38 protein-coding genes are annotated in these 25873 nt (G+C 58.7%); 33 read left to right on the forward strand and 5 right to left on the reverse strand.

The features are described from left to right. Nucleotide 1: 1 nt before the first annotated feature. The 12 genes from tuf (at nucleotide 2) to rplP (ending at nucleotide 8712) form a co-directional block, all read left to right on the forward strand. On the forward strand, nucleotides 2-1177 hold the full coding sequence (tuf, locus tag AB4K19_RS00260; protein WP_375229968.1) for an elongation factor Tu: 1176 nt from the start codon (nucleotides 2-4) through the stop codon (nucleotides 1175-1177). A gap of 242 nt (nucleotides 1178-1419) precedes the next feature. Beyond that, a complete protein-coding gene (locus AB4K19_RS00265) occupies nucleotides 1420-2658 on the forward strand; it encodes an ATP-grasp domain-containing protein (RefSeq protein ID WP_375229978.1) in 1239 nt (412 codons plus the stop codon). Nucleotides 2659-2889: 231 nt separating this feature from the next. Next, the gene (gene rpsJ, locus AB4K19_RS00270) at nucleotides 2890-3210 is read left to right on the forward strand and encodes a 30S ribosomal protein S10 (RefSeq protein WP_195819727.1); all 321 of its coding nucleotides are present in this window, start codon (nucleotides 2890-2892) and stop codon (nucleotides 3208-3210) included. Between the two features lie 19 nt (nucleotides 3211-3229). Further along, entirely contained in the window at nucleotides 3230-4102 is an 873-nt protein-coding gene (gene rplC / locus AB4K19_RS00275) for a 50S ribosomal protein L3 (protein ID WP_375229979.1), read from the forward strand. After that, on the forward strand, nucleotides 4099-4716 hold the full coding sequence (rplD, locus tag AB4K19_RS00280) for a 50S ribosomal protein L4 (RefSeq protein ID WP_375229980.1): 618 nt from the start codon (nucleotides 4099-4101) through the stop codon (nucleotides 4714-4716). Before rplC ends, rplD begins: the two co-directional genes overlap by 4 nt. Further along, nucleotides 4713-5009: a 50S ribosomal protein L23 gene (locus AB4K19_RS00285; RefSeq protein ID WP_298844810.1), complete on the forward strand. Its 297-nt coding sequence runs from the start codon at nucleotides 4713-4715 to the stop codon at nucleotides 5007-5009. The genes rplD and AB4K19_RS00285 overlap by 4 nt, the downstream gene beginning before the upstream one ends. Nucleotides 5010-5210: 201 nt before the next feature. Further along, entirely contained in the window at nucleotides 5211-5864 is a 654-nt protein-coding gene (locus AB4K19_RS00290; RefSeq protein WP_375229981.1) for a methyl-accepting chemotaxis protein, read from the forward strand. Nucleotides 5865-6076: 212 nt separating this feature from the next. Then, the gene (gene rplB / locus AB4K19_RS00295) at nucleotides 6077-6919 is read left to right on the forward strand and encodes a 50S ribosomal protein L2 (RefSeq protein WP_436398663.1); all 843 of its coding nucleotides are present in this window, start codon (nucleotides 6077-6079) and stop codon (nucleotides 6917-6919) included. A gap of 3 nt (nucleotides 6920-6922) precedes the next feature. Further along, the gene (gene rpsS, locus AB4K19_RS00300) at nucleotides 6923-7201 is read left to right on the forward strand and encodes a 30S ribosomal protein S19 (protein WP_263843604.1); all 279 of its coding nucleotides are present in this window, start codon (nucleotides 6923-6925) and stop codon (nucleotides 7199-7201) included. Further along, nucleotides 7198-7578: a 50S ribosomal protein L22 gene (gene rplV, locus AB4K19_RS00305; protein ID WP_375229982.1), complete on the forward strand. Its 381-nt coding sequence runs from the start codon at nucleotides 7198-7200 to the stop codon at nucleotides 7576-7578. The genes rpsS and rplV overlap by 4 nt, the downstream gene beginning before the upstream one ends. Further along, the gene (rpsC, locus tag AB4K19_RS00310; RefSeq protein WP_375229983.1) at nucleotides 7578-8285 is read left to right on the forward strand and encodes a 30S ribosomal protein S3; all 708 of its coding nucleotides are present in this window, start codon (nucleotides 7578-7580) and stop codon (nucleotides 8283-8285) included. The genes rplV and rpsC overlap by 1 nt, the downstream gene beginning before the upstream one ends. Before the next feature lie 13 nt (nucleotides 8286-8298). Next, nucleotides 8299-8712: a 50S ribosomal protein L16 gene (gene rplP / locus AB4K19_RS00315; RefSeq protein ID WP_375229984.1), complete on the forward strand. Its 414-nt coding sequence runs from the start codon at nucleotides 8299-8301 to the stop codon at nucleotides 8710-8712. 63 nt (nucleotides 8713-8775) lie between these two features. On the opposite strand, the gene AB4K19_RS00320 is transcribed toward rplP, so the two are convergent. Both AB4K19_RS00320 and AB4K19_RS00325 read right to left on the reverse strand, forming a co-directional pair. Continuing rightward, the gene (locus AB4K19_RS00320) at nucleotides 8776-9222 is read right to left on the reverse strand and encodes a hypothetical protein (RefSeq protein WP_436398664.1); all 447 of its coding nucleotides are present in this window, start codon (nucleotides 9220-9222) and stop codon (nucleotides 8776-8778) included. Nucleotides 9223-9409: 187 nt separating this feature from the next. Beyond that, nucleotides 9410-10030, reverse strand: coding sequence for a TIGR02466 family protein (locus AB4K19_RS00325; RefSeq protein WP_375229986.1), 621 nt, complete (start codon nucleotides 10028-10030; stop codon nucleotides 9410-9412). A gap of 266 nt (nucleotides 10031-10296) precedes the next feature. Here AB4K19_RS00325 and AB4K19_RS00330 point away from each other — a divergent pair, with 266 nt between their 5' ends. Further along, entirely contained in the window at nucleotides 10297-10758 is a 462-nt protein-coding gene (locus tag AB4K19_RS00330; protein WP_375229987.1) for a hypothetical protein, read from the forward strand. 97 nt (nucleotides 10759-10855) lie between these two features. After that, nucleotides 10856-11500: a VOC family protein gene (locus AB4K19_RS00335; protein ID WP_436398665.1), complete on the forward strand. Its 645-nt coding sequence runs from the start codon at nucleotides 10856-10858 to the stop codon at nucleotides 11498-11500. Between the two features lie 53 nt (nucleotides 11501-11553). Here AB4K19_RS00335 and AB4K19_RS00340 read toward each other — a convergent pair whose 3' ends face one another. Continuing rightward, a complete protein-coding gene (locus AB4K19_RS00340) occupies nucleotides 11554-12603 on the reverse strand; it encodes a hypothetical protein (RefSeq protein ID WP_375229989.1) in 1050 nt (349 codons plus the stop codon). Between the two features lie 371 nt (nucleotides 12604-12974). Between AB4K19_RS00340 and rpmC the strand changes: the two genes are divergently transcribed. The 15 genes from rpmC to AB4K19_RS00415 all read left to right on the forward strand — a co-directional run bounded on the left by rpmC (nucleotide 12975) and on the right by AB4K19_RS00415 (nucleotide 20961). Next, on the forward strand, nucleotides 12975-13181 hold the full coding sequence (gene rpmC, locus AB4K19_RS00345) for a 50S ribosomal protein L29 (RefSeq protein WP_375230945.1): 207 nt from the start codon (nucleotides 12975-12977) through the stop codon (nucleotides 13179-13181). Between the two features lie 11 nt (nucleotides 13182-13192). Further along, nucleotides 13193-13432: a 30S ribosomal protein S17 gene (gene rpsQ, locus AB4K19_RS00350; protein ID WP_375229990.1), complete on the forward strand. Its 240-nt coding sequence runs from the start codon at nucleotides 13193-13195 to the stop codon at nucleotides 13430-13432. A 71-nt stretch (nucleotides 13433-13503) separates the two neighbouring features. Further along, nucleotides 13504-13872, forward strand: coding sequence for a 50S ribosomal protein L14 (gene rplN / locus AB4K19_RS00355; protein ID WP_011567679.1), 369 nt, complete (start codon nucleotides 13504-13506; stop codon nucleotides 13870-13872). A gap of 2 nt (nucleotides 13873-13874) precedes the next feature. Then, a complete protein-coding gene (gene rplX, locus AB4K19_RS00360) occupies nucleotides 13875-14186 on the forward strand; it encodes a 50S ribosomal protein L24 (protein ID WP_375229991.1) in 312 nt (103 codons plus the stop codon). Beyond that, complete coding sequence (rplE, locus tag AB4K19_RS00365) at nucleotides 14179-14742, forward strand: 50S ribosomal protein L5 (RefSeq protein ID WP_375229992.1); 564 nt, start codon at nucleotides 14179-14181, stop codon at nucleotides 14740-14742. The genes rplX and rplE overlap by 8 nt, the downstream gene beginning before the upstream one ends. Before the next feature lie 20 nt (nucleotides 14743-14762). Continuing rightward, nucleotides 14763-15068: a 30S ribosomal protein S14 gene (gene rpsN / locus AB4K19_RS00370; protein ID WP_375229993.1), complete on the forward strand. Its 306-nt coding sequence runs from the start codon at nucleotides 14763-14765 to the stop codon at nucleotides 15066-15068. Nucleotides 15069-15080: 12 nt separating this feature from the next. Further along, complete coding sequence (gene rpsH / locus AB4K19_RS00375; RefSeq protein ID WP_300033878.1) at nucleotides 15081-15473, forward strand: 30S ribosomal protein S8; 393 nt, start codon at nucleotides 15081-15083, stop codon at nucleotides 15471-15473. A gap of 10 nt (nucleotides 15474-15483) precedes the next feature. Continuing rightward, the gene (gene rplF / locus AB4K19_RS00380) at nucleotides 15484-16017 is read left to right on the forward strand and encodes a 50S ribosomal protein L6 (protein WP_375229994.1); all 534 of its coding nucleotides are present in this window, start codon (nucleotides 15484-15486) and stop codon (nucleotides 16015-16017) included. Between the two features lie 11 nt (nucleotides 16018-16028). Continuing rightward, the gene (gene rplR / locus AB4K19_RS00385) at nucleotides 16029-16388 is read left to right on the forward strand and encodes a 50S ribosomal protein L18 (RefSeq protein WP_375229995.1); all 360 of its coding nucleotides are present in this window, start codon (nucleotides 16029-16031) and stop codon (nucleotides 16386-16388) included. A gap of 101 nt (nucleotides 16389-16489) precedes the next feature. After that, entirely contained in the window at nucleotides 16490-17065 is a 576-nt protein-coding gene (gene rpsE / locus AB4K19_RS00390) for a 30S ribosomal protein S5 (protein WP_436398670.1), read from the forward strand. 3 nt (nucleotides 17066-17068) lie between these two features. After that, complete coding sequence (rpmD, locus tag AB4K19_RS00395; RefSeq protein ID WP_298844911.1) at nucleotides 17069-17257, forward strand: 50S ribosomal protein L30; 189 nt, start codon at nucleotides 17069-17071, stop codon at nucleotides 17255-17257. 245 nt (nucleotides 17258-17502) lie between these two features. Beyond that, nucleotides 17503-18159, forward strand: a complete 657-nt coding sequence (locus AB4K19_RS00400; RefSeq protein ID WP_436398672.1) for a hypothetical protein — start codon at nucleotides 17503-17505, stop codon at nucleotides 18157-18159. A gap of 187 nt (nucleotides 18160-18346) precedes the next feature. Continuing rightward, complete coding sequence (rplO, locus tag AB4K19_RS00405; RefSeq protein WP_375229997.1) at nucleotides 18347-18829, forward strand: 50S ribosomal protein L15; 483 nt, start codon at nucleotides 18347-18349, stop codon at nucleotides 18827-18829. Between the two features lie 120 nt (nucleotides 18830-18949). Then, the gene (secY, locus tag AB4K19_RS00410; protein WP_375229998.1) at nucleotides 18950-20320 is read left to right on the forward strand and encodes a preprotein translocase subunit SecY; all 1371 of its coding nucleotides are present in this window, start codon (nucleotides 18950-18952) and stop codon (nucleotides 20318-20320) included. Next, nucleotides 20317-20961 carry an adenylate kinase gene (locus AB4K19_RS00415; protein ID WP_375229999.1) on the forward strand — a complete coding sequence of 215 codons (645 nt, stop codon included), beginning with the start codon at nucleotides 20317-20319 and terminating at the stop codon, nucleotides 20959-20961. The genes secY and AB4K19_RS00415 overlap by 4 nt, the downstream gene beginning before the upstream one ends. A 163-nt stretch (nucleotides 20962-21124) precedes the next feature. Here AB4K19_RS00415 and AB4K19_RS00420 read toward each other — a convergent pair whose 3' ends face one another. Together AB4K19_RS00420 and AB4K19_RS00425 are read right to left on the reverse strand one after the other, a co-directional pair. Continuing rightward, the gene (locus AB4K19_RS00420) at nucleotides 21125-21298 is read right to left on the reverse strand and encodes a hypothetical protein (RefSeq protein ID WP_436398674.1); all 174 of its coding nucleotides are present in this window, start codon (nucleotides 21296-21298) and stop codon (nucleotides 21125-21127) included. A 666-nt stretch (nucleotides 21299-21964) separates the two neighbouring features. Beyond that, nucleotides 21965-22849: a hypothetical protein gene (locus AB4K19_RS00425; RefSeq protein ID WP_375230001.1), complete on the reverse strand. Its 885-nt coding sequence runs from the start codon at nucleotides 22847-22849 to the stop codon at nucleotides 21965-21967. A gap of 527 nt (nucleotides 22850-23376) precedes the next feature. Here AB4K19_RS00425 and rpsM point away from each other — a divergent pair. The 4 genes from rpsM to rplQ all read left to right on the forward strand — a co-directional run bounded on the left by rpsM (nucleotide 23377) and on the right by rplQ (nucleotide 25825). Then, nucleotides 23377-23745 carry a 30S ribosomal protein S13 gene (rpsM, locus tag AB4K19_RS00430; RefSeq protein WP_300033902.1) on the forward strand — a complete coding sequence of 123 codons (369 nt, stop codon included), beginning with the start codon at nucleotides 23377-23379 and terminating at the stop codon, nucleotides 23743-23745. A 13-nt stretch (nucleotides 23746-23758) separates the two neighbouring features. After that, complete coding sequence (rpsK, locus tag AB4K19_RS00435) at nucleotides 23759-24148, forward strand: 30S ribosomal protein S11 (RefSeq protein WP_227271748.1); 390 nt, start codon at nucleotides 23759-23761, stop codon at nucleotides 24146-24148. Nucleotides 24149-24260: 112 nt separating this feature from the next. Next, nucleotides 24261-25277 carry a DNA-directed RNA polymerase subunit alpha gene (locus AB4K19_RS00440; RefSeq protein ID WP_375230002.1) on the forward strand — a complete coding sequence of 339 codons (1017 nt, stop codon included), beginning with the start codon at nucleotides 24261-24263 and terminating at the stop codon, nucleotides 25275-25277. Nucleotides 25278-25405: 128 nt separating this feature from the next. After that, nucleotides 25406-25825 carry a 50S ribosomal protein L17 gene (rplQ, locus tag AB4K19_RS00445; protein WP_375230003.1) on the forward strand — a complete coding sequence of 140 codons (420 nt, stop codon included), beginning with the start codon at nucleotides 25406-25408 and terminating at the stop codon, nucleotides 25823-25825. The last annotated feature ends 48 nt before the right edge of the window (nucleotides 25826-25873 follow it).

Raw genomic sequence — 25873 nt, forward strand, 5'->3', positions numbered from 1 at the left:
CATGGCAAAGGCAAAGTTTGAACGGACGAAACCGCACGTAAACATCGGCACGATTGGTCACGTTGACCACGGCAAGACGACGCTGACGGCTGCGATCACGAAGTATTTCGGCGATTTCCAGGCGTACGACCAGATTGACGGCGCGCCCGAAGAGAAAGCCCGCGGGATCACCATTTCGACGGCGCACGTTGAGTATGAGACGGAGAACCGTCACTACGCGCACGTGGACTGCCCGGGTCACGCGGACTACGTTAAGAATATGATCACCGGTGCGGCGCAGATGGACGGCGCGATCCTGGTTGTGAACGCAGCGGACGGCCCGATGCCGCAGACGCGCGAGCACATCCTGCTGGGCCGTCAGGTCGGCATCCCGCAGATCGTTGTTTACATGAACAAGGTTGACCAGGTTGACGACGAAGAGCTGCTGGAGCTGGTGGAAATGGAAATCCGCGAGCTGCTGTCCTCTTACGAGTACCCGGGCGACGACATTCCGGTGATCCCGGGTTCCGCGCTGGCGGCGATGGAAGGCAACAACCCTGAGATCGGTGAAGAGTCGATCAAAAAGCTGATGGCAGCTGTGGATGACTACATCCCGACGCCTGAGCGTGCGGTTGACCAGCCGTTCCTGATGCCGGTTGAGGACGTGTTCTCGATCTCCGGCCGTGGTACCGTTGTTACGGGGCGTGTTGAGCGTGGCGTGATCAACGTGGGCGACGAGATCGAGATCGTGGGCATCCGCGACACCAAAAAGACCACCTGCACAGGTGTTGAGATGTTCCGCAAGCTGCTGGACCGTGGTGAAGCGGGCGACAACATCGGCGCACTGCTGCGCGGCATCGACCGTGACGGCGTTGAGCGTGGTCAGGTTCTGTGCAAGCCGGGTTCCGTGACGCCGCACACCAAGTTTGAGGCGGAAGCCTATATCCTGACCAAGGAAGAGGGTGGCCGTCACACGCCGTTCTTCGCGAACTACCGTCCGCAGTTCTACTTCCGGACCACCGACGTGACCGGCACGGTTCAGCTGGGCGAAGGCACCGAGATGGTGATGCCGGGCGACAACGTGTCCTTTGGCGTTGAGCTGATCGCGCCGATCGCGATGGAAAACGGTCTGCGCTTTGCGATCCGCGAAGGCGGCCGCACCGTTGGCGCGGGCGTTGTGTCCAAGATCACGGAGTGATCCACGGACGCGCAAAGAAAAGCGTGTCCAGGATCACAGAATAACCCTGTGTGCGCGGCAGGGTCTCTGCCGTGTCAGAACTGACAAGCGGCACCCGGTATCCCCGGGTGCCGTTTTTTGTGCGGGGGGGGGTATTTGAAGCAGCAAACCTTTTTGCTGACTACAGGCGAAAATCCGGTTCTGTCCATACTTTGACAATCAATTGGTGGTTCACTCGGCTCTGACAATGAACAGGAGCCAGAATGGAACCTCAGGAACGGATCGGCATCGCCGAGCTGACGAAACTCGCATTTTCAGGTGTCGACCTGTCCCCCCTCAGATCGGAACTGCTCAGGCAGGTGGCGTGCCAGGATCCCGCGCCGGGGTTCATGATGGATCTTTCCGCAATTGATCAGTTGTCCGGCAATGCAGAAACCGGTCTGCGCTGGCAGGATGAAGCGCTGAAATTATGCCGGATGTACCACACGCACCGCGACGCGGCCTGCGGTGCGAGACTGCTGGTCTACGCTACCCCTGCAAACATCGGCGCTAACACACCCTTCGAATTTCTGCTGGAGGGGTCGAGGATCCAGACCGTTATCTTCTATCCCGATCCCGATCCCGATGCATCAACTGAGGTTTCGTTGCCGCCGCATGACGTCGCGTTCTGTGCAGCTCCGACAGATGGCGGAGATGCGCGTGAATTCTTTTCCCGTGTCCGGCAGATCGCTGCGAGGTCACCGACTCCGGTCGTGAACCTCCCGGACAGGACGATCCATCTTGAACGGCATCTTCTGGAACACCAGCTCGCCGGCGCGCCGGGCGTCACAGTGCCGAAAACACTCCGGTTGAGCCGCAGAATGCTGGAAAAGCTGTGCCAGTCTGCATCGGTAACCGGGGGGCATGACCCTGATCTGCCGTGGCCGGTTCTCATCCGGCCCGTTGGCTCTCACGCCGGAGCCGGTCTGGAGCGGGTTGTGTCGCGCAGTGAGCTTGCCGGGTACCTGACCAGGCAGTCTGACGCTGCCTTCAATGTTTCCGAGTTTATTGACTACTCTTCTGCCGCGGATTCCCTGCACCGGAAATACCGCATCATCTTTGTTGATGGTCAGCCCTTCCCCTGCCACATGGCGATCGCTGATCAGTGGGACGTCTGGTACCTGAACGCCGGCATGCACCTGAGCGAAAGCAAACGCCAGGAAGAGGAGGAGTTCATGGCCGCTTTCCCGGATGATTTTGCCCGCAAGCACGAAACAGCGCTGAAAGCCGTCGCATCCAGCATCGGTCTTGACTATTTCGGGATCGATTGCGCAGAGGACAAAGAGGGCAACCTGCTGGTGTTCGAAGCCGACAACGCGCTGATTGTGCATGATATGGACCCTGAAACAGTGTTTCCCTACAAAAGTGCTCATATGCAGAGTATCTTTGCGGCTTTTCAGGAAATGCTGGCCCGCAAAGCCCTGCCGGAGGCGGAACGTTCTCTCCGTCAACGCCGGGCTTGATGGCAGCGGGCGCTTCCGAGGTCTGAGCGCACAGAGCTGCTTTGTGCGGAAAATCCGCTTTCCGGGCAAAAACACCATTGCATCCATGTGCGACTCCCCCTAAACGACCCCAATCCAATGAGGGTGCGGCAGGCCGCGCCCTTTTCCGTTGGACCAAAAGACGCGATGAGGGTGTGCGATGAGCGCCCGTCCTCCTCTCCGATCTGGACCCTGATATAAAGGGTGATGCACATGGCCGTTCAAAGCCAAAACATCCGCATCCGCCTCAAGGCGTTTGACTACCGCGTGCTGGATGCCTCCACACAAGAAATCGTCAACACTGCCAAGCGTACAGGTGCTTCCGTTCGCGGCCCGATCCCGCTGCCGAACAAAATCGAGAAGTTCACCGTTCTGCGTGGCCCGCACGTTGACAAGAAATCCCGTGACCAGTTCGAAATCCGCACGCACAAGCGTCTGCTGGATATCGTTGATCCGACTCCCCAGACAGTGGACGCGCTGATGAAGCTCGATCTCGCTGCTGGCGTGGACGTCGAGATCAAACTGCAGTCATAAGCCTAGGAGGGTAATTGTTATGTTGCGCTCAGGCGTTATTGCAAAAAAAGTCGGGATGACCCGGCTGTTCATGGAAGACGGCAAGCAGATCCCTGTGACCGTTCTCCAGCTCGACAAGCTTCAGGTTGTGGCACAGCGCACTGCTGAGAAAGACGGCTATTCCGCTGTTCAGCTCGGCGCAGGTACGGCCAAAGCCAAGCGGACATCCCAGGCCATGCGCGGCCATTTCGCAGCAGCGAAAGTGGAACCCAAGCGCAAGGTTGCTGAGTTCCGTGTGGATGCCGAGAACCTGATCGGTGTGGGTGAAGAAATCACCGCGAACCACTACTTTGAGGGCCAGTTCGTTGACGTGGCCGGCACCTCGATCGGTAAAGGTTTTGCCGGTGCGATGAAGCGGCACAACTTCGGTGGTCTGCGCGCGTCGCACGGTGTTTCCATTTCGCACCGTTCGCATGGTTCCACAGGCCAGTGTCAGGACCCGGGTAAGGTTTTCAAAGGCAAGAAGATGGCCGGTCACATGGGCGCTGCCCGTGTCACCACGCAGAACCTGCAGGTTGTCCGCACTGATGCCGACCGTGGCCTGATCATGGTCAAAGGCGCTGTTCCCGGCTCCAAGGGTGGCTGGGTCACCGTCAAGGACGCGGTCAAAAAGCCGTTCCCTGAAAACGCGATCCTGCCCGCGGCGCTGAAATCTGCTGCTGAGGCTGCAGCCAAAGCTGCCGAGGAAGCCGCTGCTGCAGCTGCTGCCGAAGCCGAAGCCGAAGCCAAGCGTCTCGCCGAAGAGCAGGCCGCAGCTGAAGCCGAAGCGCTGAAAGCAGCCGAAGCCGAAATCGAAGCCGACAAAGCTGACGAAGCGGATGCCGGCGAAGAGAAGAAAGAAGGTGACGCATGAAACTCGATGTCATCAAACTCGACGGCGGCAAAGCCGGCTCGGTAGAGCTGGACGAGGCGCTTTTCGGTCTGGAGCCGCGCGCGGACATCCTGCACCGTGTCGTCCGCTGGCAGCGTAACAATGCGCAGGCCGGTACGCACAAGGTCAAGACCCGTTCTGAAACCAGCTACTCGACCAAGAAGATCTACCGTCAGAAGGGCACCGGTGGCGCACGCCATGGTGACCGTAATGCGCCGATCTTCCGCAAAGGTGGTATCTACAAGGGTCCGACCCCGCGCAGCCACGGTCACGATCTGACCAAGAAGTTCCGCAAACTGGGTCTGTGCCACGCGCTGTCGGCGAAAGCCAAAGCGGGTGAGCTGGTCATCATCGACGCCGCCGCAAGCGAAGGCAAAACAGCAGCACTTGCAAAACAGGTCGCCGACCTGGGCTGGAAGCGTGCACTGGTCATCGACGGTGCATCCGTGGATGAAGGCTTTGCAAAGGCAGCGCGCAACATTGACGGTCTGGATATCCTGCCGACAATGGGCGCAAACGTATATGACATCCTCAAGCGTGACACGCTGGTGATCACCAAGGCGGGTGTCGAAGCACTGGAGGCTCGTCTGAAATGAGTGCCAAGGCAGAACACTACGATGTGATCCGCAAGCCGGTCATCACCGAAAAAGCCACCATGAGCTCCGAGAACAACGCCGTTGTTTTCGAAGTGGCGATGGACAGCAACAAACCTCAGATCAAGGAGGCTGTTGAGGCACTCTTTGGTGTGAAGGTCAAGGCGGTCAACACCACTATCACAAAGGGCAAAGTGAAGCGTTTCCGCGGCCAGCTCGGCAAGCGCAAAGACGTGAAGAAAGCCTATGTGACGCTTGAAGAGGGCAACACAATTGACGTATCGACCGGCCTCTGAGGCCGACGACTACGTCTGAAGAATAAGCCCCGGTTCACAACGGACCGGGGCTTTTTTTTGTGCGGCTGGCAGGTAAGGCGAAGAGGCGGATTGACCGGGGGAGGCGTTGAAGAAGGCATCTTTCGGCAACGTTCTTTTGTTGTTCAGTAACGTTTAAGGTCTTGTGCGTATCCCTGTCTCCAAGAAGAGGAGACTGCACCTGTGCCCGACCAGAAATCCGTTACCACGCCCCGCGACATTGCCGACAAAGCAGAGACAACAGTCGTCTCATTGCCACAGCGCGCGACATCTTTGCTGCTCTGCTATGCGCTGTGCGCCATGTCCGAGGAGTCATGCGCGAAGCGCGACAAAGAACGTGCCAGTGAGCAGGAGTATCTCCGGCAGGCGCTCCGTTTTCTCAAGGATGAGTTTCAGCAGTCCTTCCGCGCAGCAGACGGCGACCTGTCGGATGAACTGAAAGCGGCGCTGCGCACGCTCCGGGACGCCGTCGACACTGTCTGTCAGAAGCTGCCCGCGGATCAGAGCGAGGCATCGTCCGGGCTGCTGGAGGATCTGAAGGCAGAGGTTGAGGACAGCCTGGCACCAGCGGTGACTTCCTTTCTGAGTGCATTGTTTGACAGCGTGGTCGCCTGGGAAAAGGCCAGCGCAAGGCTGGCCAAAGACGTGGACTCGTCGGCTCTTTCCCAGATTGACACGATCTCCCGCAAGATCAATTTCATTGCCGTCAACGCGTCCGTTGAAGCCGCGCGTGTCGGCGACGTGGGCAAGGGGTTTGCTGTGATCGCTTCCGAGATCAAGGAGCTTTCGCAGCAGTCGCGTGTCGCGGTTGAGCAGATGCGCAGCACGGTCGCCTGACCAGCTGCACCTCCGCGGGGAATAAACGCAGGCTATCCCCGGTAACTCCTTGACCCGCTGCCCGGTCTCCCCTATCAGACGCCATCGGCAAGGCCCCGGATTCGTCCGGGGCTTCGTTGTTGTCCGAAAGGACGAACACATCGGGCACCTACGGGGGCCTTCATACCATAGGCGGGGCAACCTGCCGTACAGCAAAACGGAAGACAGACAACATGGCACTCAAGTCGTACAAACCGACGACGCCGGGCCAGCGTGGGCTGGTACTGATCGACCGTTCGGAGCTCTGGAAAGGCCGCCCGGTCAAGTCCCTCACAGAGGGTCTGACCAAGAATGGCGGACGGAACAACACCGGACGGATCACGATGCGCCGCAAAGGCGGCGGGGCAAAACGCCTCTACCGGATCGTTGACTTCAAACGGAACAAAATGGATGTGGCGGCCACGGTCGAGCGCATCGAATACGACCCCAACCGCACAGCTTTCATCGCGCTCGTGAAATACGAAGACGGTGAACAGGCCTACATCCTGGCGCCGCAGCGTCTTGCTGTAGGTGACAGCGTGGTCGCAAGCGCGAAAGCAGACATCAAACCCGGTAACGCGATGCCCTTCTCCGGCATGCCGATCGGTACAATCGTGCACAACATCGAGATGAAGCCCGGCAAGGGCGGTCAGATCGCACGTGCCGCCGGCACCTACGCCCAGTTCGTTGGCCGCGACGGTGGTTACGCTCAGATCCGTCTGAGTTCGGGCGAACTGCGCCTCGTGCGTCAGGAATGCATGGCGACTGTTGGTGCCGTGTCCAACCCGGACAACTCCAACCAGAACTACGGTAAAGCCGGTCGTATGCGCCACAAAGGCGTGCGCCCGTCGGTCCGTGGTGTTGTTATGAACCCGATCGACCACCCGCACGGTGGTGGTGAAGGCCGTACATCCGGTGGTCGTCACCCGGTTACCCCCTGGGGCAAACCGACCAAAGGTGCCAAGACCCGTAATTCCAAAAAAGCGTCCAGCAAGCTGATCATCCGCTCGCGTCACGCCAAGAAGAAGGGGCGCTGATAGATGGCACGCTCTGTATGGAAAGGTCCTTTTGTCGACTCTTATGTGTTGAAAAAGGCCGAGGCGTCCCGCGAAAGCGGCCGCAACGAAGTGATCAAGATCTGGTCGCGCCGCTCGACAATTCTGCCCCAGTTCGTGGGTCTGACATTCGGCGTTTACAATGGCCACAAGCACATCCCGGTCAATGTGACCGAGGATATGATTGGTCAGAAATTCGGTGAGTATTCGCCGACGCGGACCTACTACGGTCACGCCGCTGACAAGAAGGCGAAGCGCAAATGAGCAAGGATAAGAATCCCCGCCGCGTGGCCGACAACGAAGCGCGCGCCAAGCTGCGCATGCTGCGTACAAGCCCGCAGAAACTGAACCTCGTCGCCGCAATGATCCGTGGCAAGAAAGTGGACCGTGCTCTGACCGATCTGACTTTCTCCAAAAAGCGGATCGCTCAGGACGTGAAGAAGTGCCTTCAGTCCGCGATTGCAAACGGCGAAAACAACCACAACCTCGACGTGGACGAGCTGATCGTTGCAGAAGCCTATGTTGGCAAGAATCTGACAATGAAGCGCGGTCGCCCGCGGGCCCGTGGCCGTTTCGGCAAGATCATCAAGCCGTTTTCGGAAATCACGATTGTCGTACGTCAAGTTGAGGAGCAAGCCTGATGGGTAACAAAGTCAATCCGATCGGCATGCGCCTGCAGGTGAACCGCACCTGGGACAGCCGCTGGTACGCCGACACCAAGGATTATGGTGATCTTCTTCTCGAAGACCTCGCGATCCGTGAATTCATCAAAGAAGAATGCAAGCAGGCCGGTGTGGCCCGTGTGATCATCGAGCGTCCGCACAAAAAGTGCCGCGTAACGATCCACACAGCACGCCCCGGTGTCATCATTGGCAAGAAAGGCGCGGACATCGAAACGCTGCGTCAGAAGATCGCCAAAATGACCGAGAGCGAGCTGCACCTCAACATCGTTGAAGTGCGCAAGCCCGAGCTGGACGCGGCCCTCGTTGGTGAGAGCATTGCACAGCAGCTGGAGCGCCGGGTGTCTTTCCGCCGCGCCATGAAGCGTGCGGTTCAGAACGCGATGCGCATGGGTGCCCTGGGTATCCGTGTGAACGTGGCCGGCCGTCTGGGCGGTGCCGAAATCGCGCGTACTGAATGGTACCGTGAAGGCCGTGTGCCGCTGCACACCCTGCGCGCCGACATCGATTACGCACACGTGGAAGCGACGACTGCCTATGGCATCATCGGGATCAAAACCTGGATCTTCAAAGGGGAGATCATGGAGCACGATCCGTCCGCGCGTGACCGTAAAGCACAGGAACTCCAGGATGGCCCTGCACCGCGTGGTGCCGGCGGTCGTCGCTGAGGAGGAATGATCAATGCTTCAGCCAAAGCGTACTAAATTCCGCAAACAGTTTAAGGGCTCGATCAAGGGTCTCGCGAAGGGCGGGTCTGACCTGAACTTCGGCACCTATGGTCTTAAAGCTCTTGAACCCGAGCGGGTCACAGCGCGTCAGATCGAGGCGGCACGCCGCGCGATGACGCGTCACATGAAACGTCAGGGCCGTGTCTGGATCCGCATCTTCCCGGATGTGCCTGTCACAGCCAAACCCATCGAAGTCCGTATGGGTAAAGGTAAGGGTTCGGTCGACCGTTGGGCGGCCAAGGTCAAGCCTGGCCGTATCATGTTCGAGATCGACGGCGTCAATGATGACATTGCCCGTGAGGCGCTTCGCCTTGCTGCGATGAAACTGCCGATCAAAACACGTGTGGTTGTCCGCGAGGACTGGTAACCGCGTCGTTTCTGATCCGGAGAACACTGAAAGCCCCGCCCCGAACAGGCGGGGCTTTTTTTGTCAGACGGCAGAGGCTCGGCCCAGCAGCGCCTTGTTATGGTCATCACGGTCGCCAATGGCATACGAACTGCTGACGATCACCCATTTGCCTCCGGTAAACCGCAGCTCCGAATAAACCGCAAAAGGGGCCTGGGTGATCACATTTCCACTCAGCAGTCTGGTTTCGTGCGTGGCAATAACCGTGTCGCTGTCGCGGAAGCGCGCCTCGACGCAATGCCTGTACATCTGACTTACACCGTTTCTGGCGTAATGCGCGCGCACGGCCAGATAGACTTCCTTCAGATCGTCGACGTCTTTGATTGTCCTGTGACCCTCAAATGTCTCCAGCTCATACGGAAGATGAAAACACGACAGAAAGAGCTCGAAGTCACCCGACATGAAGGCCGTCCCGGTCAGCTCCAGGAGGTGCTCAGACACTTCTTTTGCGGTCTTGAAATTCTGCTGCATTCATCCGACGGCGGGCTGAGCCACCGTACTCATCTTAAAAAAATATGAGCTCAGCCTGTGGTGAAAGTTGTTTTGTTTCAAGCTTCTGGTGAAATACCCGCCTGATTTCAGTGTTTTTCCGCCTGACTTCTCGCCAGGATGGAATCGCGCCCGTAGATTATACTTTTGCGGGCACGATTTCGGGCTTTCAGCTCCATTTATAGTTGAAGCTGACGCTGATCCGTTCCTCGTCTGCCATGTTCAGCGGTACCTCATGGCGCAGCCAGCTTTCCCACAGCAGGACTTCCCCGGCTTTCGGCGCCACATAGCTGAACGCGCGCAGCTCGTCACGGGCATCGGGCAGACGCGGTGGTGCCGCCATCATCATCGTATGGCGCGGATCCTCAAATTTGATCGCGCTGGCACCGTCCGGCACGGCAACATAGGTGGTGCCGCTGACCACCGAATGAGGATGGATATGGGAGGTGTGGATGCCGCCGGGCGGCAGAATATTGATCCAGATGTCTTCGAGCTCCAGCCCGCGTCCGTCGAGGTCAAATTCAGCATCCTTCGCAAAGGCACTCACATGCTGATCCAGGATCTTCACAAGGTCTTTGAAAACCGGAAAGCGATAGGGCAGATCCGTGAGGGACGCATAGCTGGTGTAGCCCGGATACCCGTTTTCCTCGCACCAGTTCTGTCCCGCCTCGTCATCTTCCGCGATGGACCAGCAGGACGCTTCGAGTTCATTACCATCAATCGGCTTGCCCTGTTCGGACAGCAGGGCGCGGTACAGGCGTGTTGCGAAAAGAGAGCGGATTTCTGGCATCGGTTTCGTCTCTGGAATTGGGAACGGGTGTTACAGGGGTATCAGGCGCTGCCAGAAAAGCCACCCCGGTGCATGGTTGCATTGTTACGTCGCGTAACAACCAATGCGTGTCGTGCGTGTACCCTTAGATGTCGTTTTTCCACAACTGAGTCCCCGCGCGCGGGTGCAAGGCACCTGCATCAATATGAATTGACCTCCTGGTCAAAAAAATACCTGAAAATTTGTTCTGAACTGCCCGGGAATCTGGCCGGGCCGCGGAGTGCGCTATGCGACATTCAAGACCGGAAGACTTTTTTAATTCGATGGCCGCCGCCTATGCCGACGGTGATTTTGCAAGAGTAGCCGAAGGGTTTGATACACCCGGGGCCGTCTATGTCGAAGACGACATTATTGTGTACAACGATACAGACTCGCTGATCGAGACCCTTCGCAGCCATTGCGAGGCAAACTTCCTGCTCGGCACACGCCGGGTGTCCCCGAAAATCGTAGCGCAAAGCCTGCATGGCCGTCAGCATTTCTCGGTCTGGGTGTCCTGGGCGCATGAGGATGCAAACGGCCGGCCGCTGTTTCACGTGCCCATGCGGTATTTCTTTCGCCGCACACCCGGCGGTGCGCTGTCTGTGCAGCTTGTCGAACTGCCCGACCGACCCGAGGCCTATGAGAGTGACAAGGTGCGCCCTCCGTTCCGGCGCACGCGTGAACGGACCGGGCGCCGCTGCGTCGTCTGAGCCTCGCTGGGTTCACTGAAGGCAGGCGGTCGGGCAAAGTACGGGACGCTTGAAAGGCTGTTGACCTGACGATCCCGCTGGGACCTGATGTTCAGGCATGCCCGTCTGGTGTCGGGCTGACCGGACAGAGAGCCTGCGGATGGAACTGGACCACATATTCCTGTTCGTGCGGAACGAGGAAACCGCCCGCCGGATGATGGCGGATGCAAGGTTGCGCGTGAACTACACCCGGCATCACCCAGGCCAGGGCACTACCAACCTGTGTGCCTGTCTGGATGATATGTTCTTTGAACTTCTCTGGGGGGATGGATCAGCAGTTTCACCAGCAAGTCAGGCGATCGGGCTGGAAGCCCGCAGCCAGGGGCTTGGGTCGCCGCTGGGGATTTCGTGGCGTGGCGATGCGGGTCTGGACTGTGATCCCTATGCGGCCCCGTTTCTGCCGGACGGGACTACCATCCCGGTTGCGAGGGCGAGCCGCGATCTGAGTTTGCCGTTCATGTTCCGAACGCCCGGAGGTGTCCCGCCGATCCGGCGAACTGACGGTCTTGTCGGAGAGCGGCAGGCACCGGAATTTAGGACACTGGCCCAGGTTGAGATCACGCTGCCCGATCCTGAACCGGTCGAGGCCCTGTTTGCTCCGGTCCCGCACCTGTCCTTTTCGGCGGGTACCCCGGGACTACGCGCATCACTGGCGGACGCACAGGGCGCGGTCACCGGAAGCTTCGGGTGGTCGGCGGCTTAGCTGATGGGCTGACGGCTGATAATGCCCCGGGATAGAACCACAGGCGCGGCAGATCACAGCGCCAGGGGCGAGATGCCCCCCGCAAACGCCGCGAGGATTGGCGAGGTCAGCGCAAAACCGGCGCGCAGGTATTCTGCCACGCCTTCCTTAAGCCCGCGCTCAGACCGCCAGGATTGTGAGTCCGGCGGCTCGCCGGTCAGTTCTGCATGGTCGGCCCGGCTGGCGAGGCGTTTGATACGGGTGTCGAGAATGAAGGCAACGGGCAGATAAAAGCTCAGCATCAGCAGGCTGAAATAGGTGCCTGTATAGAGCGAGGCCGACAACAGAACCGCGCTGTAAGCTGATCTTTCGGCGTCCGCGATCAGCGGCAGAGGCCAGTAGATCCAGCTGGCCGCGTAGAGCATGCCAAAGGACAGCACGAGGCCCGAGAGGTAAAGCTGCTGCCGCATGTGGCGCAGGTTCTCGGCGAGCAGAGCGGCTTCTTCCTCAATATCCCGGGTATCCCGGTCGTTCAGGCACAGGATCATGCCGACAATGATGGATCCCAGCGCCAGCCCGGCAAAAATGTTCATCATATCCACCACGACGGCGAACATGGAGATCACCGGCGCGTCACCGCAGGTCCCCATCAGCCAGGTATCCGCCGCATCAGCGCAGCCCTTCAGCGTGCCGCGGGACAGGACGTTTTCGAAAACATCCTTGCCGAGGCGGTCGTAGACCTGCGAACCGCCGGCATCGCCGAAATCACGCAGGGTTGGCAGCGCCGCAAGCAATACAACAAAAAGGAAAGTCAGAATGGCGGCAATGCGCGTGGCAGGTGCCAAAGGGCGCAGAAGTGTCATACACAGCATCGCGGCGGCGAGCACGGAGAGCGCGCCAAAGAGCCAGGAGGCTGCCAGAAAGCGGTAACGCCCGGCAGCTTCCAGCCAGTCCTGGCCAGGTTTGACGATGCCGTCCGACACACCCAGGTCCCGGGGCATCAGGTGCGTGCCGATGAATTTGTGGGTCAGGAAAATGAGGACCGGCATCAGCACAATGGCAAAACAACGAAGATCGACACTGCGTGGCGGCGTTACGGTCTTTTTCTTCGAAGGCCCTGTCATACAATATGCATAGCACGGGATGGGCTGGCTTGCGAAATCCGGTTTGAATACGGCAAAAGGGCGGTGCTGCACTGGCAGCCATGCGCGCGGATTACCGGTGTGTCAGGATGCCCTTCCGGTGGGGCGTAGTGGTCAAAGGGCAGGGGGCCGGGCGGGTCAGGTCGCCGGCCCGGAGCAGTTGACCGTGCACCACTTGCAAAGCACTGGGCGGCGGCTCCGTCCTGAGAGTGCTCAAAGCGCCCGATGCCCAAGGAAATAAAGGGTTGCCAAGGCTGCGCAACCCTCCTATACGGCCCCTTCATCATGAACTCCACGGGAATCAGGGTGACGCTTTTGTGCGGCCTGCCTGTGATGTTGAAAGGAAAAAGGCGATGAACGCCAAGGAATTGCATGACAAAACGCCTGACCAGCTGCGTGAAGAGCTGGCAAACCTGAAGAAAGAGCAGTTTAACCTGCGCTTCCAGCAGGCCACCGGCCAGCTGGAAAACCCATCACAGCTGCGCACGGCCCGCCGCAACGCGGCCCGTGTCAAAACCGTTCTGAACCAAAAAGCAGCCGCAGCTGCTGCATCTGAGTAAGGAGAGCCCTCATGCCGAAGCGTATCCTGCAGGGCGTCGTTACTTCTGATGCCAACGCACAAACAGTCACCGTGAACGTCGAGCGCCGCTTTACGCACCCGGTTCTGAAAAAGACCATCCGTAAGTCCAAAAAGTACCGGGCGCACGATGAGAATAACACATTCAAAGTGGGCGACACTGTCCGCATCATTGAATGTGCACCGAAGTCCAAGACCAAACGCTGGGAAGTGCTGACGGCCGCTGAGGCCTGATCACGACCTGATTATTCGAAACCCTGGGGGTAAGGCCACGCATCGGCCCCCCAAAGGTCGGGAGAAACCAAATGATCCAGATGCAGACCAACCTGGATGTTGCTGACAACAGCGGCGCACGCCGTGTTCAGTGCATCAAGGTACTGGGTGGTTCCAAGCGTAAATACGCATCCGTCGGCGACATCATTGTCGTGTCGGTCAAGGAAGCCATCCCGCGCGGTCGTGTGAAAAAGGGCGACGTCCGTAAGGCCGTCGTTGTTCGCACTGCCAAAGAAGTCCGTCGCGAAGACGGCACAGCGATCCGCTTTGACCGGAACGCCGCCGTTATCCTCAACAACAACAACGAGCCGATCGGTACACGTATCTTTGGCCCGGTTGTCCGTGAGCTGCGCGCGAAGAACTTCATGAAAATCATCTCGCTCGCTCCGGAGGTGCTGTAATCATGGCTGCTAAACTTCGCAAAGGTGACAAGGTCATCGTGCTGGCCGGCAAGGACAAGGGTAAGACAGGCAACATTTCGTCTGTTGACCCGAAATCCGGCAAGGCCGTTGTGGATGGCATCAATATCGCAATCCGCGCAACCCGCCAGTCCCAGACATCTCAGGGTGGCCGCCTGCCCAAGGCAATGCCCGTCGATCTGAGCAACCTGGCAATTGTTGACAAGAACGGCAAAGCAACCCGCGTTGGCTTCCGCATGGAAGGTGACAAAAAGGTACGCTTCGCCAAGACCACAGGGGACGTGATCGATGCTTGATTCTGCAAACTACACACCCCGTCTGAAGGTTTCATACAAAGACACCATCCGCGCCGCGCTTAAAGAAGAGTTCGGCTACAAGAACGACATGCAGATCCCGCGTCTCGACAAAATCGTTCTGAACATCGGCTGTGGTGCTGAAGCCGTTCGTGACAGCAAAAAAGCCAAGTCCGCGGTTGAGGACCTGACGCTGATCGCCGGCCAGAAGGCACTGACCACGACCGCCAAGAAGTCCATCGCGGGCTTCCGGGTTCGTGAGGACATGCCGCTGGGTGCAAAGGTGACCCTGCGCGGTGACCGTATGTACGAATTCCTTGATCGTCTGATCACGATTGCTATGCCCCGTATCCGCGACTTCCGCGGCGTTTCGGGCAAATCCTTTGACGGCCGTGGCAACTATGCCATGGGGCTCAAAGAGCACCTCGTGTTCCCGGAAATCAACTTCGACAAGATCGATGAGAACTGGGGAATGGACATCGTCATCGCCACAACGGCGAAAACCGACGCTGAAGCCAAGGCGCTGTTGAAAGCTTTCAACATGCCCTTCAACAGTTAAGCGCGGGAAGGATTAGAGATATGGCTAAGAAATCTATGATCGCACGTGAGAAGAAGCGTGAGCGTCTGGTTGCGAAATACGCCGCCAAGCGCGCAGCTCTCAAAGAGATCATCAACGACGAGAGCAAAGACACGCAGGAGCGTTTCCGCGCGTCTCTCAAGCTGGCGAAACTGCCCCGCAACTCCAGCGCTGTGCGTCTGCACAACCGCTGCCAGCTGACGGGCCGTCCGCACGCTTACTATCGTAAACTGAAAATTTCGCGGATCGCGCTGCGGGACCTGGGCTCCACAGGCCAGATCCCCGGCATGGTCAAGTCGAGCTGGTAAGGAGAGCATGAGATGAACGATCCTATCGCTGATATGCTCACCCGTATCCGTAACTCTCAGATGCGCGGCAAATCCACAGTCATGACACCGGCTTCCAAGCTGCGTGCATGGGTTCTGGATGTGCTCGCAGACGAAGGCTACATCCGCGGCTATGAGAAAACCACAGGCGCTGACGGCCACCCGGCCATCGAAATCAGCCTGAAGTACTACGAGGGCGAACCTGTTATTCGCGAACTGAAGCGGGTCTCCAAACCCGGTCGTCGCGTTTACATGGGCGTCAATGACATCCCCGTTGTCCGTCAGGGCCTCGGCGTGTCGATTGTCTCCACCCCGAAGGGTGTGATGTCGGACCAGGCTGCACGCAGCGCCAATGTCGGCGGCGAAGTGCTCTGCACCGTATTCTAAGGAGCGCAAGATGTCTCGTATTGGTAAAAAACCGGTCGAACTGCCCAGCGGCGTATCTGCTTCTGTCAGCGGTCAGACCATCGAAGTCAAAGGCCCCAAGGGCACACGTTCGTTCAGTGCAACAGACGATGTGGACCTGAAGGTTGAGGACAATGTCATCACCGTGACGCCGCGCGGCAAGTCCAAGCGTGCCCGTCAGCAGTGGGGCATGTCCCGTACGCAGGTTCAGAACTGTGTGACCGGCGTGACCGAAGGCTTCAAGAAAGAACTGGAGATCCAGGGTGTGGGTTACCGGGCGCAGATGCAGGGCAACACCCTGAAGCTGAACCTCGGCCTGTCCCATGATGTGGATTACACAGCACCCGAGGGTGTGACTGTAACTGCTCCGAAGCAAACCGAGATTGTGGTAGAAGGCATTGACGAACAGCTTGTTGGTCAGGTTGCCGCGAACATCCGCGCATGGCGTAAGCCCGAGCCGTACAAAGGCAAGGGCATCCGCTATAAGGGCGAGTTCATCTTCCGCAAAGAAGGCAAGAAGAAGTAAGGACCGCAAAAATGGCAAACAGCAAAAGAGACCTGTTCCTCAAGCGCCGTCTTCGCGTCCGGAACAAACTCCGCAAGGTCAACGCAGGTCGCGTGCGCCTTTCGGTTCACCGCTCGAACAAAAACATCTCCGTTCAGCTCATCGACGACGTGGCCGGCAAGACACTCGCCTCCGCATCGACGCTCGAGAAAGAACTGGGTGTTGTGGGCAAAAACAACATCGAAGCAGCCACCAAAGTGGGCACGGCCATTGCCGAGCGCGCCAAAAAGGCCGGTGTTGATGAAGCTTACTTCGACCGTGGCGGTTTCCTCTTTCACGGCAAGGTCAAGGCAGTTGCCGACGCCGCGCGTGAAGGCGGTCTGAAGATCTGAAGACCTGAGGAGGGCTTTGCGGCCCTCCCGATGATCCGGGGGCTGTTGCCCACCAGGATTGAGACAATGGGCCGCGTGCCCGCATTCCAAAGGAGGCCTGCATGGCCAGAGAACCAAACCAGCGGGGCCGTCGCGATCGCGATGAGGCACCGGAATTCGCAGACCGTCTGGTCGCGATCAACCGCGTTTCCAAAACTGTTAAAGGTGGTAAGCGCTTTGGCTTTGCAGCCCTCGTCGTCGTTGGCGACCAGAAAGGCCGCGTAGGCTTTGGCAAAGGTAAAGCGAAAGAGGTGCCTGAGGCGATCCGCAAGGCAACTGAGCAGGCCAAGCGTCAGATGATCCGTGTTCAGCTGCGCGAAGGCCGCACCCTGCACCACGACATGGAAGGTCGTCACGGCGCCGGTAAAGTGGTTATGCGCACAGCACCTGAAGGTACCGGGATCATCGCAGGTGGTCCGATGCGTGCTGTCTTCGAGATGCTCGGCGTCAAGGACGTTGTGTCCAAGTCCATCGGCTCGCAGAACCCTTACAACATGATCCGAGCCACCATGGACGGTCTGAAAAAAGAATCCAGCCCCCGTTCGGTCGCGCAGCGTCGTGGCAAGAAAGTGGCCGACATTCTGCCCAAGCGTGAAGACAACGTAGAGTCCTCCGCGCAGGTGGCTGAGGAGGTATAACCCATGGCCAAGACAATCGTGATCAAGCAGATCGGGTCCCCGATCCGCCGCCCCGCCAAACAGCGTGCAACACTGATCGGCCTGGGCCTGAACAAGATGCACAAGACCCGCGAACTCGAAGATACACCTTCGGTGCGTGGTATGATCAACTCGATTCCGCATATGGTGGAGATTATCGAGGAAAAGGGCTAATCGCCCTGCGTTAACTTTTTTGTTAACGGATCGAGAACAAGGCCGCCCCTGCCGGGGCGGTTTTTTTTTGTGAAGACCGCATGCTGAAGAGCATGAAAAACACTTTTTATCAAATGCTTGACGTGTGTTCCTGTTGGGGTTGCAGGTCGCGTGGTTAACTAGGTCACCGGCATCATTTGACTCTGCGCTCCCCGCTCGCATATTAACACTTTGTTAATAAATTGCTTTGCGACGGAGTTATTTTGATGCGTTTTTCCCGGTTTGCCGCGCTTTTTCTGGCGTGTTTTTTGATGATGACCCCGGCTGCGGAGGCGGTGACCGTGATCTACACCGGTGCGCAGTACTCCGACGTCAGCTATCGCGAACCGGATCGTCCTGCTATGAGCAGGCCGCTGCGGCACTCCTACGGGACGGATATGCACGCGACACTGACATTCGATCTGGACGGCCCGCTGCAGGCGGACACAGAATACTCAACCCATGGCTGGGATGGGCCCACCATCACGTCGATGTCGGCGCATGACGGCATCAACGTATTCGGCCAGGACGAGCTGTTCGGCAGTTTTGTCACCGATTCCGCTGCGAGGATCACCGCATGGTATTTTGTCGCCACGCGCGGCTCTGTTGATCTGGACCTGCTGGTTGTGGAATCCGGTGTCGGCGCGCGCGCCGAGTATTATTACGAATATCAGCGCCTCGCGCCGGAAACTCTCACCTTTGCGCGGGCTTCGCGCTTTGGGGATTTCTTTACCGCTGAAGCGTCAGAGGCATCCACAGATGCATCGGGCAGCTGGCGGGTTGTGAACGATGATGATCTGTCGATGGTACCGCTGCCGGCCACGGGGCTGCTTTATGGCGTGCTGTCGCTGGGGCTCTTTGGCGCGCTGCGCCGCCGCGCGTAGCCGCCCGCCGTCCGGAAGCGGGCTTCTGCTGTTGAAAATCGGGATTTGATGCGCCCGGGTACTTGAAAAACTCACCGTCTGTCCGTAAGAGCGCACGACTGGGCCCGTCCGGGCGCCAGAATCATGAAACGCCGTGGTCGGCCACTCCCGTCGCTGGGGGTCGCATCCGGCAAGAGGAGAAGCGACAATGAAACTGAATGAACTGCGCGATAACGACGGCGCCACCAAAAAACGCAAGCGCGTTGGTCGTGGCCCCGGTTCCGGCACCGGTAAAATGGGTGGCCGTGGTATCAAAGGTCAGAAATCCCGTTCGGGTGTGGCGATCAACGGCTACGAGGGTGGCCAGATGCCGCTCTACCAGCGTCTGCCGAAGCGCGGCTTCAACAAGCCGAACCGCAAGTCTTTTGCCGTTGTAAACCTTGGCCTGATCCAGAAATTCGTGGACGCCAAGAAGATCGACGCCAAAAAAGCGATCACCGAAGACGTCCTGGTCGAAAGCGGCCTGGTGCGCCGTAAGCGCGATGGAATCCGCGTTCTGGCCAAGGGTGAAGTAACCGCAAAACTGTCCATCGAAGTGACCGGCGCGTCGAAATCCGCCGTTGCCGCGGTCGAAAAGGCCGGCGGGTCGCTGACAGTGGCGGCACCGGTCGCGGAAACGTCAGAGGCGTAAGCCCCCAGAACGGACTTGTGGGCGGCGACGTCGCCGCTTACATAGTCCGGAGAGTTTTCCCTGACGCCGCCCGCCGGAAAACGGCCCGGGCGGCGTATTTGTTACGAAAGAGAGCCCTTAATGGTTTCTGCTGTCGAAAACATGGCCGCCAACACCAGCTGGTCCGCGCTGGGTAAGGCAACCGACCTTCGCAACCGTATCCTTTTTACCCTTGGACTTCTGATCGTGTACCGTCTGGGGACGTTTATCCCCGTGCCGGGCATCGATGGCGTCGCTCTGCGCGAATTCATGGAACAGGCAGGCCAGGGTATCGGCGGCATGGTCTCCATGTTTACCGGCGGCGCTCTGGGGCGGATGGGTATCTTCGCTCTGGGCATCATGCCCTACATTTCGGCCTCGATTATCGTACAGCTGCTTACGGCCATGGTGCCGAAGCTTGAGCAGCTGAAGAAAGAGGGCGAACAGGGCCGCAAAAAAATCAACCAGTACACGCGGTTCGGCACCGTGGCACTGGCAACCGTGCAGGCATATGGCCTCGCGGTCAGTCTGGAAGCCGGCGATATTGTCACCGATCCCGGCATGTTCTTCCGCATGTCCTGCGTGATCACCCTTGTGGGTGGCACAATGTTCCTGATGTGGCTGGGCGAACAGATCACGGCGCGTGGTATCGGCAACGGTATCTCGCTGATCATCTTCGTTGGTATTATCGCTGAGATTCCGGCCGCAATTGCGCAGTTCTTTGCCTCTGGCCGCTCCGGCGCGATCAGCCCTGCGGTGATCATCGGCGTGCTGGTGATGGTCGTGGCGACCATCATGTTCGTGGTATTCATGGAACGCGCGCTGCGGAAGATCCACATACAGTATCCCCGCCGCCAGGTCGGCATGAAAGTCTATGATGGCGGTTCCAGCCACCTGCCGGTCAAAGTGAACCCGGCGGGCGTTATTCCGGCGATCTTCGCGTCCTCGCTGCTGCTGCTGCCGATCACGATCAGCACATTCTCGGGCAATTCCACCAATCCTGTGATGTCCTGGCTGCTGGCGAACTTTGGTCCCGGTCAGCCGCTGTATCTGACGTTCTTCGTCGTTATGATCGTCTTCTTTACGTATTTTTACACGTTCAATGTGTCGTTCAAACCGGATGACGTCGCGGACAACCTGAAGAACCAGAACGGTTTCATTCCGGGGATCCGCCCGGGTAAGCGCACGGCTGAATACTTTGAGTATGTGGTCAACCGCCTTCTGGTTCTGGGCTCGGGCTATCTGGCTGCAGTCTGCCTGTTGCCGGAAATCCTGCGCGGACAGTTTGCGATCCCTTTCTATTTCGGGGGAACGTCGGTTTTGATTGTGGTCTCGGTAACGATGGACACCATTCAGCAGGTACAGAGCCACCTGCTGGCACATCAATACGAAGGTCTGCTTGAGAAGTCTCAGCTGCGTGGCAAGTCTGCCGGTGGAAAAGGCCGCAAGAAACGGAGCCCTGTACGCCGATGAACATTATCCTTCTCGGACCGCCCGGAGCGGGCAAAGGAACCCAAGCCCGCCATCTGGTCGAAGAACGTGGCATGGTTCAGCTGAGCACCGGCGACATGCTGCGCGAAGCCAAGGACAGCGGCACCGAGATGGGTAAGGTCGTGGCCGATGTGATGGCCCGCGGCGCGCTGGTCACGGACGAGATTGTCATCGGTCTGATCCGCGAGAAACTTGAAACCGTGAAGGCCAATGGTTTCATCTTTGACGGTTTCCCGCGCACACTGGCGCAGGCAGATGCCTTGGGTGAGCTGCTCGAGGCCGAAGGGCAGACGCTCGACAAAGTGGTTGAGATGCGCGTGGACGACGAAGCACTGGTCGCCCGGATCGTGGCGCGGTCAACCTGCGGCATGTGCGGTGAAGTTTACAACGACAACACCAAACCCATCCCGGCGGACGGCAAATGCACCAACTGTGGCGGCACTGAATTCAAACGTCGGGCGGATGACAATGAGGAAAGCCTCAAGACCCGTCTGATGGAATACTACAAACAGACGTCACCGCTGATCGGGTATTACTATGCCAAGGGCATGCTGAGCCGCGTGGACGGACTGGGTGCTATCGACGCGGTGCAGGGCGAGATCAAAGCCGTCCTCGACAGCTGACAGATCATCAGCCGGTCCGGCTGCGTCTTTTTCCAAGCGAACGAAGCGCGCTCTGAGCTGGGCGTTCAACTGATCTGTATGCCTATCTGCTGATGAAGATAAGGATCGCAAAACAGTCGATTGCAAATCCGTTGGTGGTGATCAGCTCATGTGCGAACAGTCCTCAGGACCCGACCTGCAACAGCGACATCAACAGCAGGTGTATTGAACAGGTCAGGTCGCCTGCTGGTTTCAGGAAGCGGAATTTCTCTGCCTGTGTGACCTTAAGCTGGCCGGTCAGAACCAGAACACCGGAAAACGGGGGCGCCAGTTGCAGCGTGCGTCGCAGACCCGGCATCAACTGCCACGCAATGATCAGCGGCACAGGCGAGACTGGCAAAGTAAAAGTAGGCGCCACAAGCCAGGATCAGATTGTCCGGGACTGCCATCAGTCCTGGAAAGCCCAAAAGCGCGACCAGCGAAACGATCCGGCCCGTCCCTGCCACCATCAGGACACCAATGAAAACCATATAGATCACGATTTCCACGGATACTGACCGGATCGCACGATTGAATGACAGGCCCGCGTCGCCACCAGCTGCAGCACGGCGATATAGACCAGTGTCACAAAATGCAGCGGGCAGAGCCTCGAAAAACGGTTCAGGATAATAGACCCCAGCCTCGGCTTTGACCTCTTCTGCAGATAGACTTGGGCAAAGAAAAATCAGGAAATTGCCCGGAAGAGAATAACAGCGAGGCTGCCGCGTTCGACGATCCAGTCCGGATGCGGTAAACGGCCAGATCCGCCCATGCGTGTCCGTCCAGACCGTCGCGGCAGAAGTTCCTGTAGTGGAAAATTACCAAACACAGGGCGGCGCAGCACTGGCTGACAGGTAGCGCAGAAACAGCAGCGGACCGAACCTCTTACCATACCCACCGCAGCGCTGCGGAAAGCCCGGCTCTTGCGGCTCTTTTCAGGTCGGTCAGGGCGGGATCAAAACCGTTCCCGACAGCGGATCTGACCTCAGGCGACCCAGTCGCCCCAGAAAGTTGCAAAATCTTTCAGGAGGGCCGTGTGCACAGCGCGCCCTTCCTCTTCGGCTTTCCCAGCGGCATCTGCGGCATTCCGGGCGCGGATTTCCAGCTTCACCTCCGGTGACAGACCCGCACGGTAACTGACATCCCGGGCGTTGTCTGCGGCCTGCTGCAGCGTGCGCATGGCCTCACGCCCGACGTCTGCCGTTTTCTGGATGTAGGTTGTCAGTTCATCAAATTTTTCCTGCGTGTCTCCGCTCAGGTCCCAGATCAGGGCTCGCTTAATAATCTTTGCGCATCTTTTCAGTTGCTTTACCGCCTTTTCGGCTGTGCCGGCATCCACCTCTTCGGGCATGCGTACTTCGGCGCGCATGGCGGCACCATCATCCAGCAGTTTGCGGAAAAAGGTCCGGTTGTTTGCGGAGGCGGTCGCATCTTCGTCGATAAGCGCAACGGCGGCTTTGATGCTGTCGATCTCGGATTTGTCGCGCGTGATCTGAACGGCCGCACCGCGCGAGGGGTGTACCCTCCGGCCCGAGTCCTTCGCGCTTACGGGGTCCACCTCGTAGTATTCCATCAGCTTGCGGTCCGCAGGGGCGTTCGCCGGGGCGCTTGCCGGATCGGTGACCTCGCCGCCCTGTGCCCAGTCGGGCGTTCCGGCTTCTAACTGCTCGCGGATAAACCAGTTGAGCTTTGTCTGTCTGGTGGTCTTTGCGGCTTTAGCACGTTTGAAATCTTCCTCTGCGCCCTCGCGGTCGATGTTGAAGCGCCTGATGTTCCGCTGCTTGCCCCGGTCGTCCTCAGGCCCGCTGCCGTGGGTGGTACGGATGCGGCCATCGTCAAAATAGATGCTGCCGATCTTGCCGCCATCCATGCTGACAATGACGGTTTCCTGTTCCGGCGCCGCGTCCCCGTCTTCGTCACCCGCGCGTTGTGCAACGTGATCTGCTTTCTGTTGCAGGACTGCCAGCGATCTGGCACCGGGGCTGGTGTCTGCGTGGCGCTGCAGTGCAGCCAGTGGAGCACCGTCCGGACTGCGGCCGGCGGCGGCCCTCGTTGCAGGCTGTTGAGGGGGCTTGCCCGCTGGTTTGATTGTCCGTATTGGCAGAGCGGCCTCCTGTCCGGTGCTGCGCGTCAGGTCGTGCCACCATAGGTAGAAAAGCCGCTGGGGATCAAGTCTTCGGCCGCGCCTGCCTGCAGGCTTTTACTGGCGGGTTGACGCCTGAGCCAAAACCCCATAACACGCGCTATCTCGATAGAGAATCAAATTTGTCCAAAGGGTCGCTCCCGGTGGACAGGATCACCTGATCAGCTGACGCCCGATGCCGTGAAAAGCTTCGGGCTTACGTTGTGAAAAAAGGGTCTGGAGCTACGGACCCGCAACGAAAAGGAATAGCACACGTGGCACGTATCGCCGGCGTAAACATCCCGACTGCAAAGCGGGTTCCGATCGCCCTCACCTACATCACCGGTATCGGCAACGCTTCTGCAAAAGCAATCTGCGAAGCTGTTGGTATCGACGCGACCCGCCGGGTCAACGAACTCAGCGACGCAGAAGTCCTGGCCGTGCGCGAGCACATCGACGCAAACTACACCGTTGAAGGCGACCTGCGCCGTGAGGTGCAGATGAACGTCAAGCGCCTGATGGACCTCGGCTGCTACCGTGGCCTGCGCCACCGCCGCAACCTGCCGGTCCGCGGCCAGCGTACCCACACAAACGCACGCACCCGCAAAGGCCCCGCAAAGGCCATTGCCGGCAAGAAGAAATAAGGAGGTCTGATCAATGGCACGTGATAAGACACGCACAAAACGTAAGGTCTCCAAGAACATCGCAGCTGGCGTTGCGCATGTGAATTCGTCCTTCAACAACACCAAAATCCTGATTTCTGACGTGCAGGGCAACGCGATCTCCTGGTCGTCCGCCGGCACCATGGGCTTCAAAGGCTCGCGGAAATCCACGCCTTACGCTGCTCAGATGGCAGCTGAGGATGCAGGCCGCAAAGCGCAGGAACACGGTGTCAAGACGCTGGAAGTCGAAGTTCAGGGCCCTGGTTCGGGTCGTGAGAGTGCGCTGCGCGCGCTGGCGGCTGCCGGTTTCAACATTACATCCATCCGCGACGTAACGCCGATGGCCCACAACGGCTGCCGCCCGCCGAAACGCCGCCGGGTTTAATTGCCAGAGACCTTTCGGGGCTGCGTATTCTGCGCGGCCCCAATCCGCTTTTTTGAAACCTCGAGAGTCGCAGCCCTGGGACATGGGGGCGCTGACAGGAATGGAGGGACGCATGATCCACAAGAACTGGGCTGAACTGATCAAGCCGCAACAGCTTGACGTGAAACCGGGCAACGATCCCGCTCGCCAGGCCACCGTGATGGCAGAGCCGCTGGAGCGTGGTTTTGGTCTGACGATGGGCAACGCGCTGCGCCGCGTGCTGATGAGCTCGCTGCAGGGTGCAGCGATCACTTCCGTACAGATCGACAATGTTCTGCATGAGTTTTCCAGCGTTGCCGGTGTGCGTGAGGACGTAACCGACATCATCCTGAACCTGAAGGGTGTGAGCCTGCGCATGGAGGTCGAAGGCCCCAAGCGTCTGTCCGTATCTGCAAAAGGCCCGGGCGTTGTGACTGCGGGTGACATCTCTGAAAGCGCCGGCATCGAAGTGCTGAACCGCGATCACGTGATCTGCCACCTGGACGATGGCGCGGACCTCTATATGGAACTGACCGTCAATCAGGGCAAAGGCTACGTTTCTGCCGAGAAGAACAAGCCCGAAGATGCGCCCATCGGTCTGATCCCGATCGACGCGATCTATTCGCCGGTCAAGAAAGTCAGCTACGACGTACAGCCGACCCGCGAAGGTCAGGTACTGGATTACGACAAGCTGACAATGAAGGTCGAAACCGACGGGTCGATCACGCCGGATGACGCAGTGGCTTTCGCCGCACGCATTCTGCAGGACCAGCTGGGCATCTTTGTGAACTTTGACGAGCCGGAATCTGCGTCGCGCGCCGATGAGGACGATGGTCTGGAGTTCAACCCGCTGCTGCTCAAGAAAGTCGACGAGCTGGAGCTGTCTGTACGGTCGGCAAACTGTCTCAAGAACGACAACATCGTCTATATCGGGGATCTCATCCAGAAAACCGAAGCAGAGATGCTGCGCACGCCGAACTTCGGCCGCAAGTCGCTCAACGAGATCAAGGAAGTGCTGTCCGGCATGGGTCTGCACCTCGGCATGGATGTCGAAGACTGGCCGCCTGACAACATCGAGGATCTGGCCAAAAAATTTGAGGATTCTTTCTGAGAATCCTCACCCGAATGCCCGCGTGGTGCGGGGAAATCAGGGCATCTGCCCCAAGGAGAGCCGGGTGACACGCATCACCCGGTCAGACAAAGCAAAACAGCCCCTGAGGGGCACATAGGAGATAAACAATGCGTCACGCACGTGGATACCGCCGCCTGAACCGCACACATGAGCACCGCAAGGCGCTCTGGGCCAACATGGCGGGCTCGCTCATTGAGCATGAACAGATCAAAACAACTCTGCCCAAGGCAAAAGAACTGCGCCCGATCATCGAAAAGATGATCACGCTGGCGAAACGCGGTGACCTTCACGCGCGCCGTCAGGCGGCCGCAAAGCTGAAGCAGGACCAGTATGTTGCCAAGCTCTTTGACGTGCTGGGCCCCCGCTACAAGGACCGTCAGGGCGGTTACGTCCGCGTCCTGAAAGCCGGCTTCCGGTATGGCGACATGGCACCGATGGCGATCATCGAATTTGTTGACCGTGACCGCGATGCAAAAGGCGCCGGCGACAAGGCCCGTCTGGCGGTTGAGGAAGCTGCAGAAGAATAAACCCGGCGCTTCTTTGCCGGAGTGGCCCTTGTCCGTCACCGGACAAGG

The organism is Roseobacter phycocola, assembly GCF_042055075.2.
Lineage (GTDB): Bacteria > Pseudomonadota > Alphaproteobacteria > Rhodobacterales > Rhodobacteraceae > Roseobacter.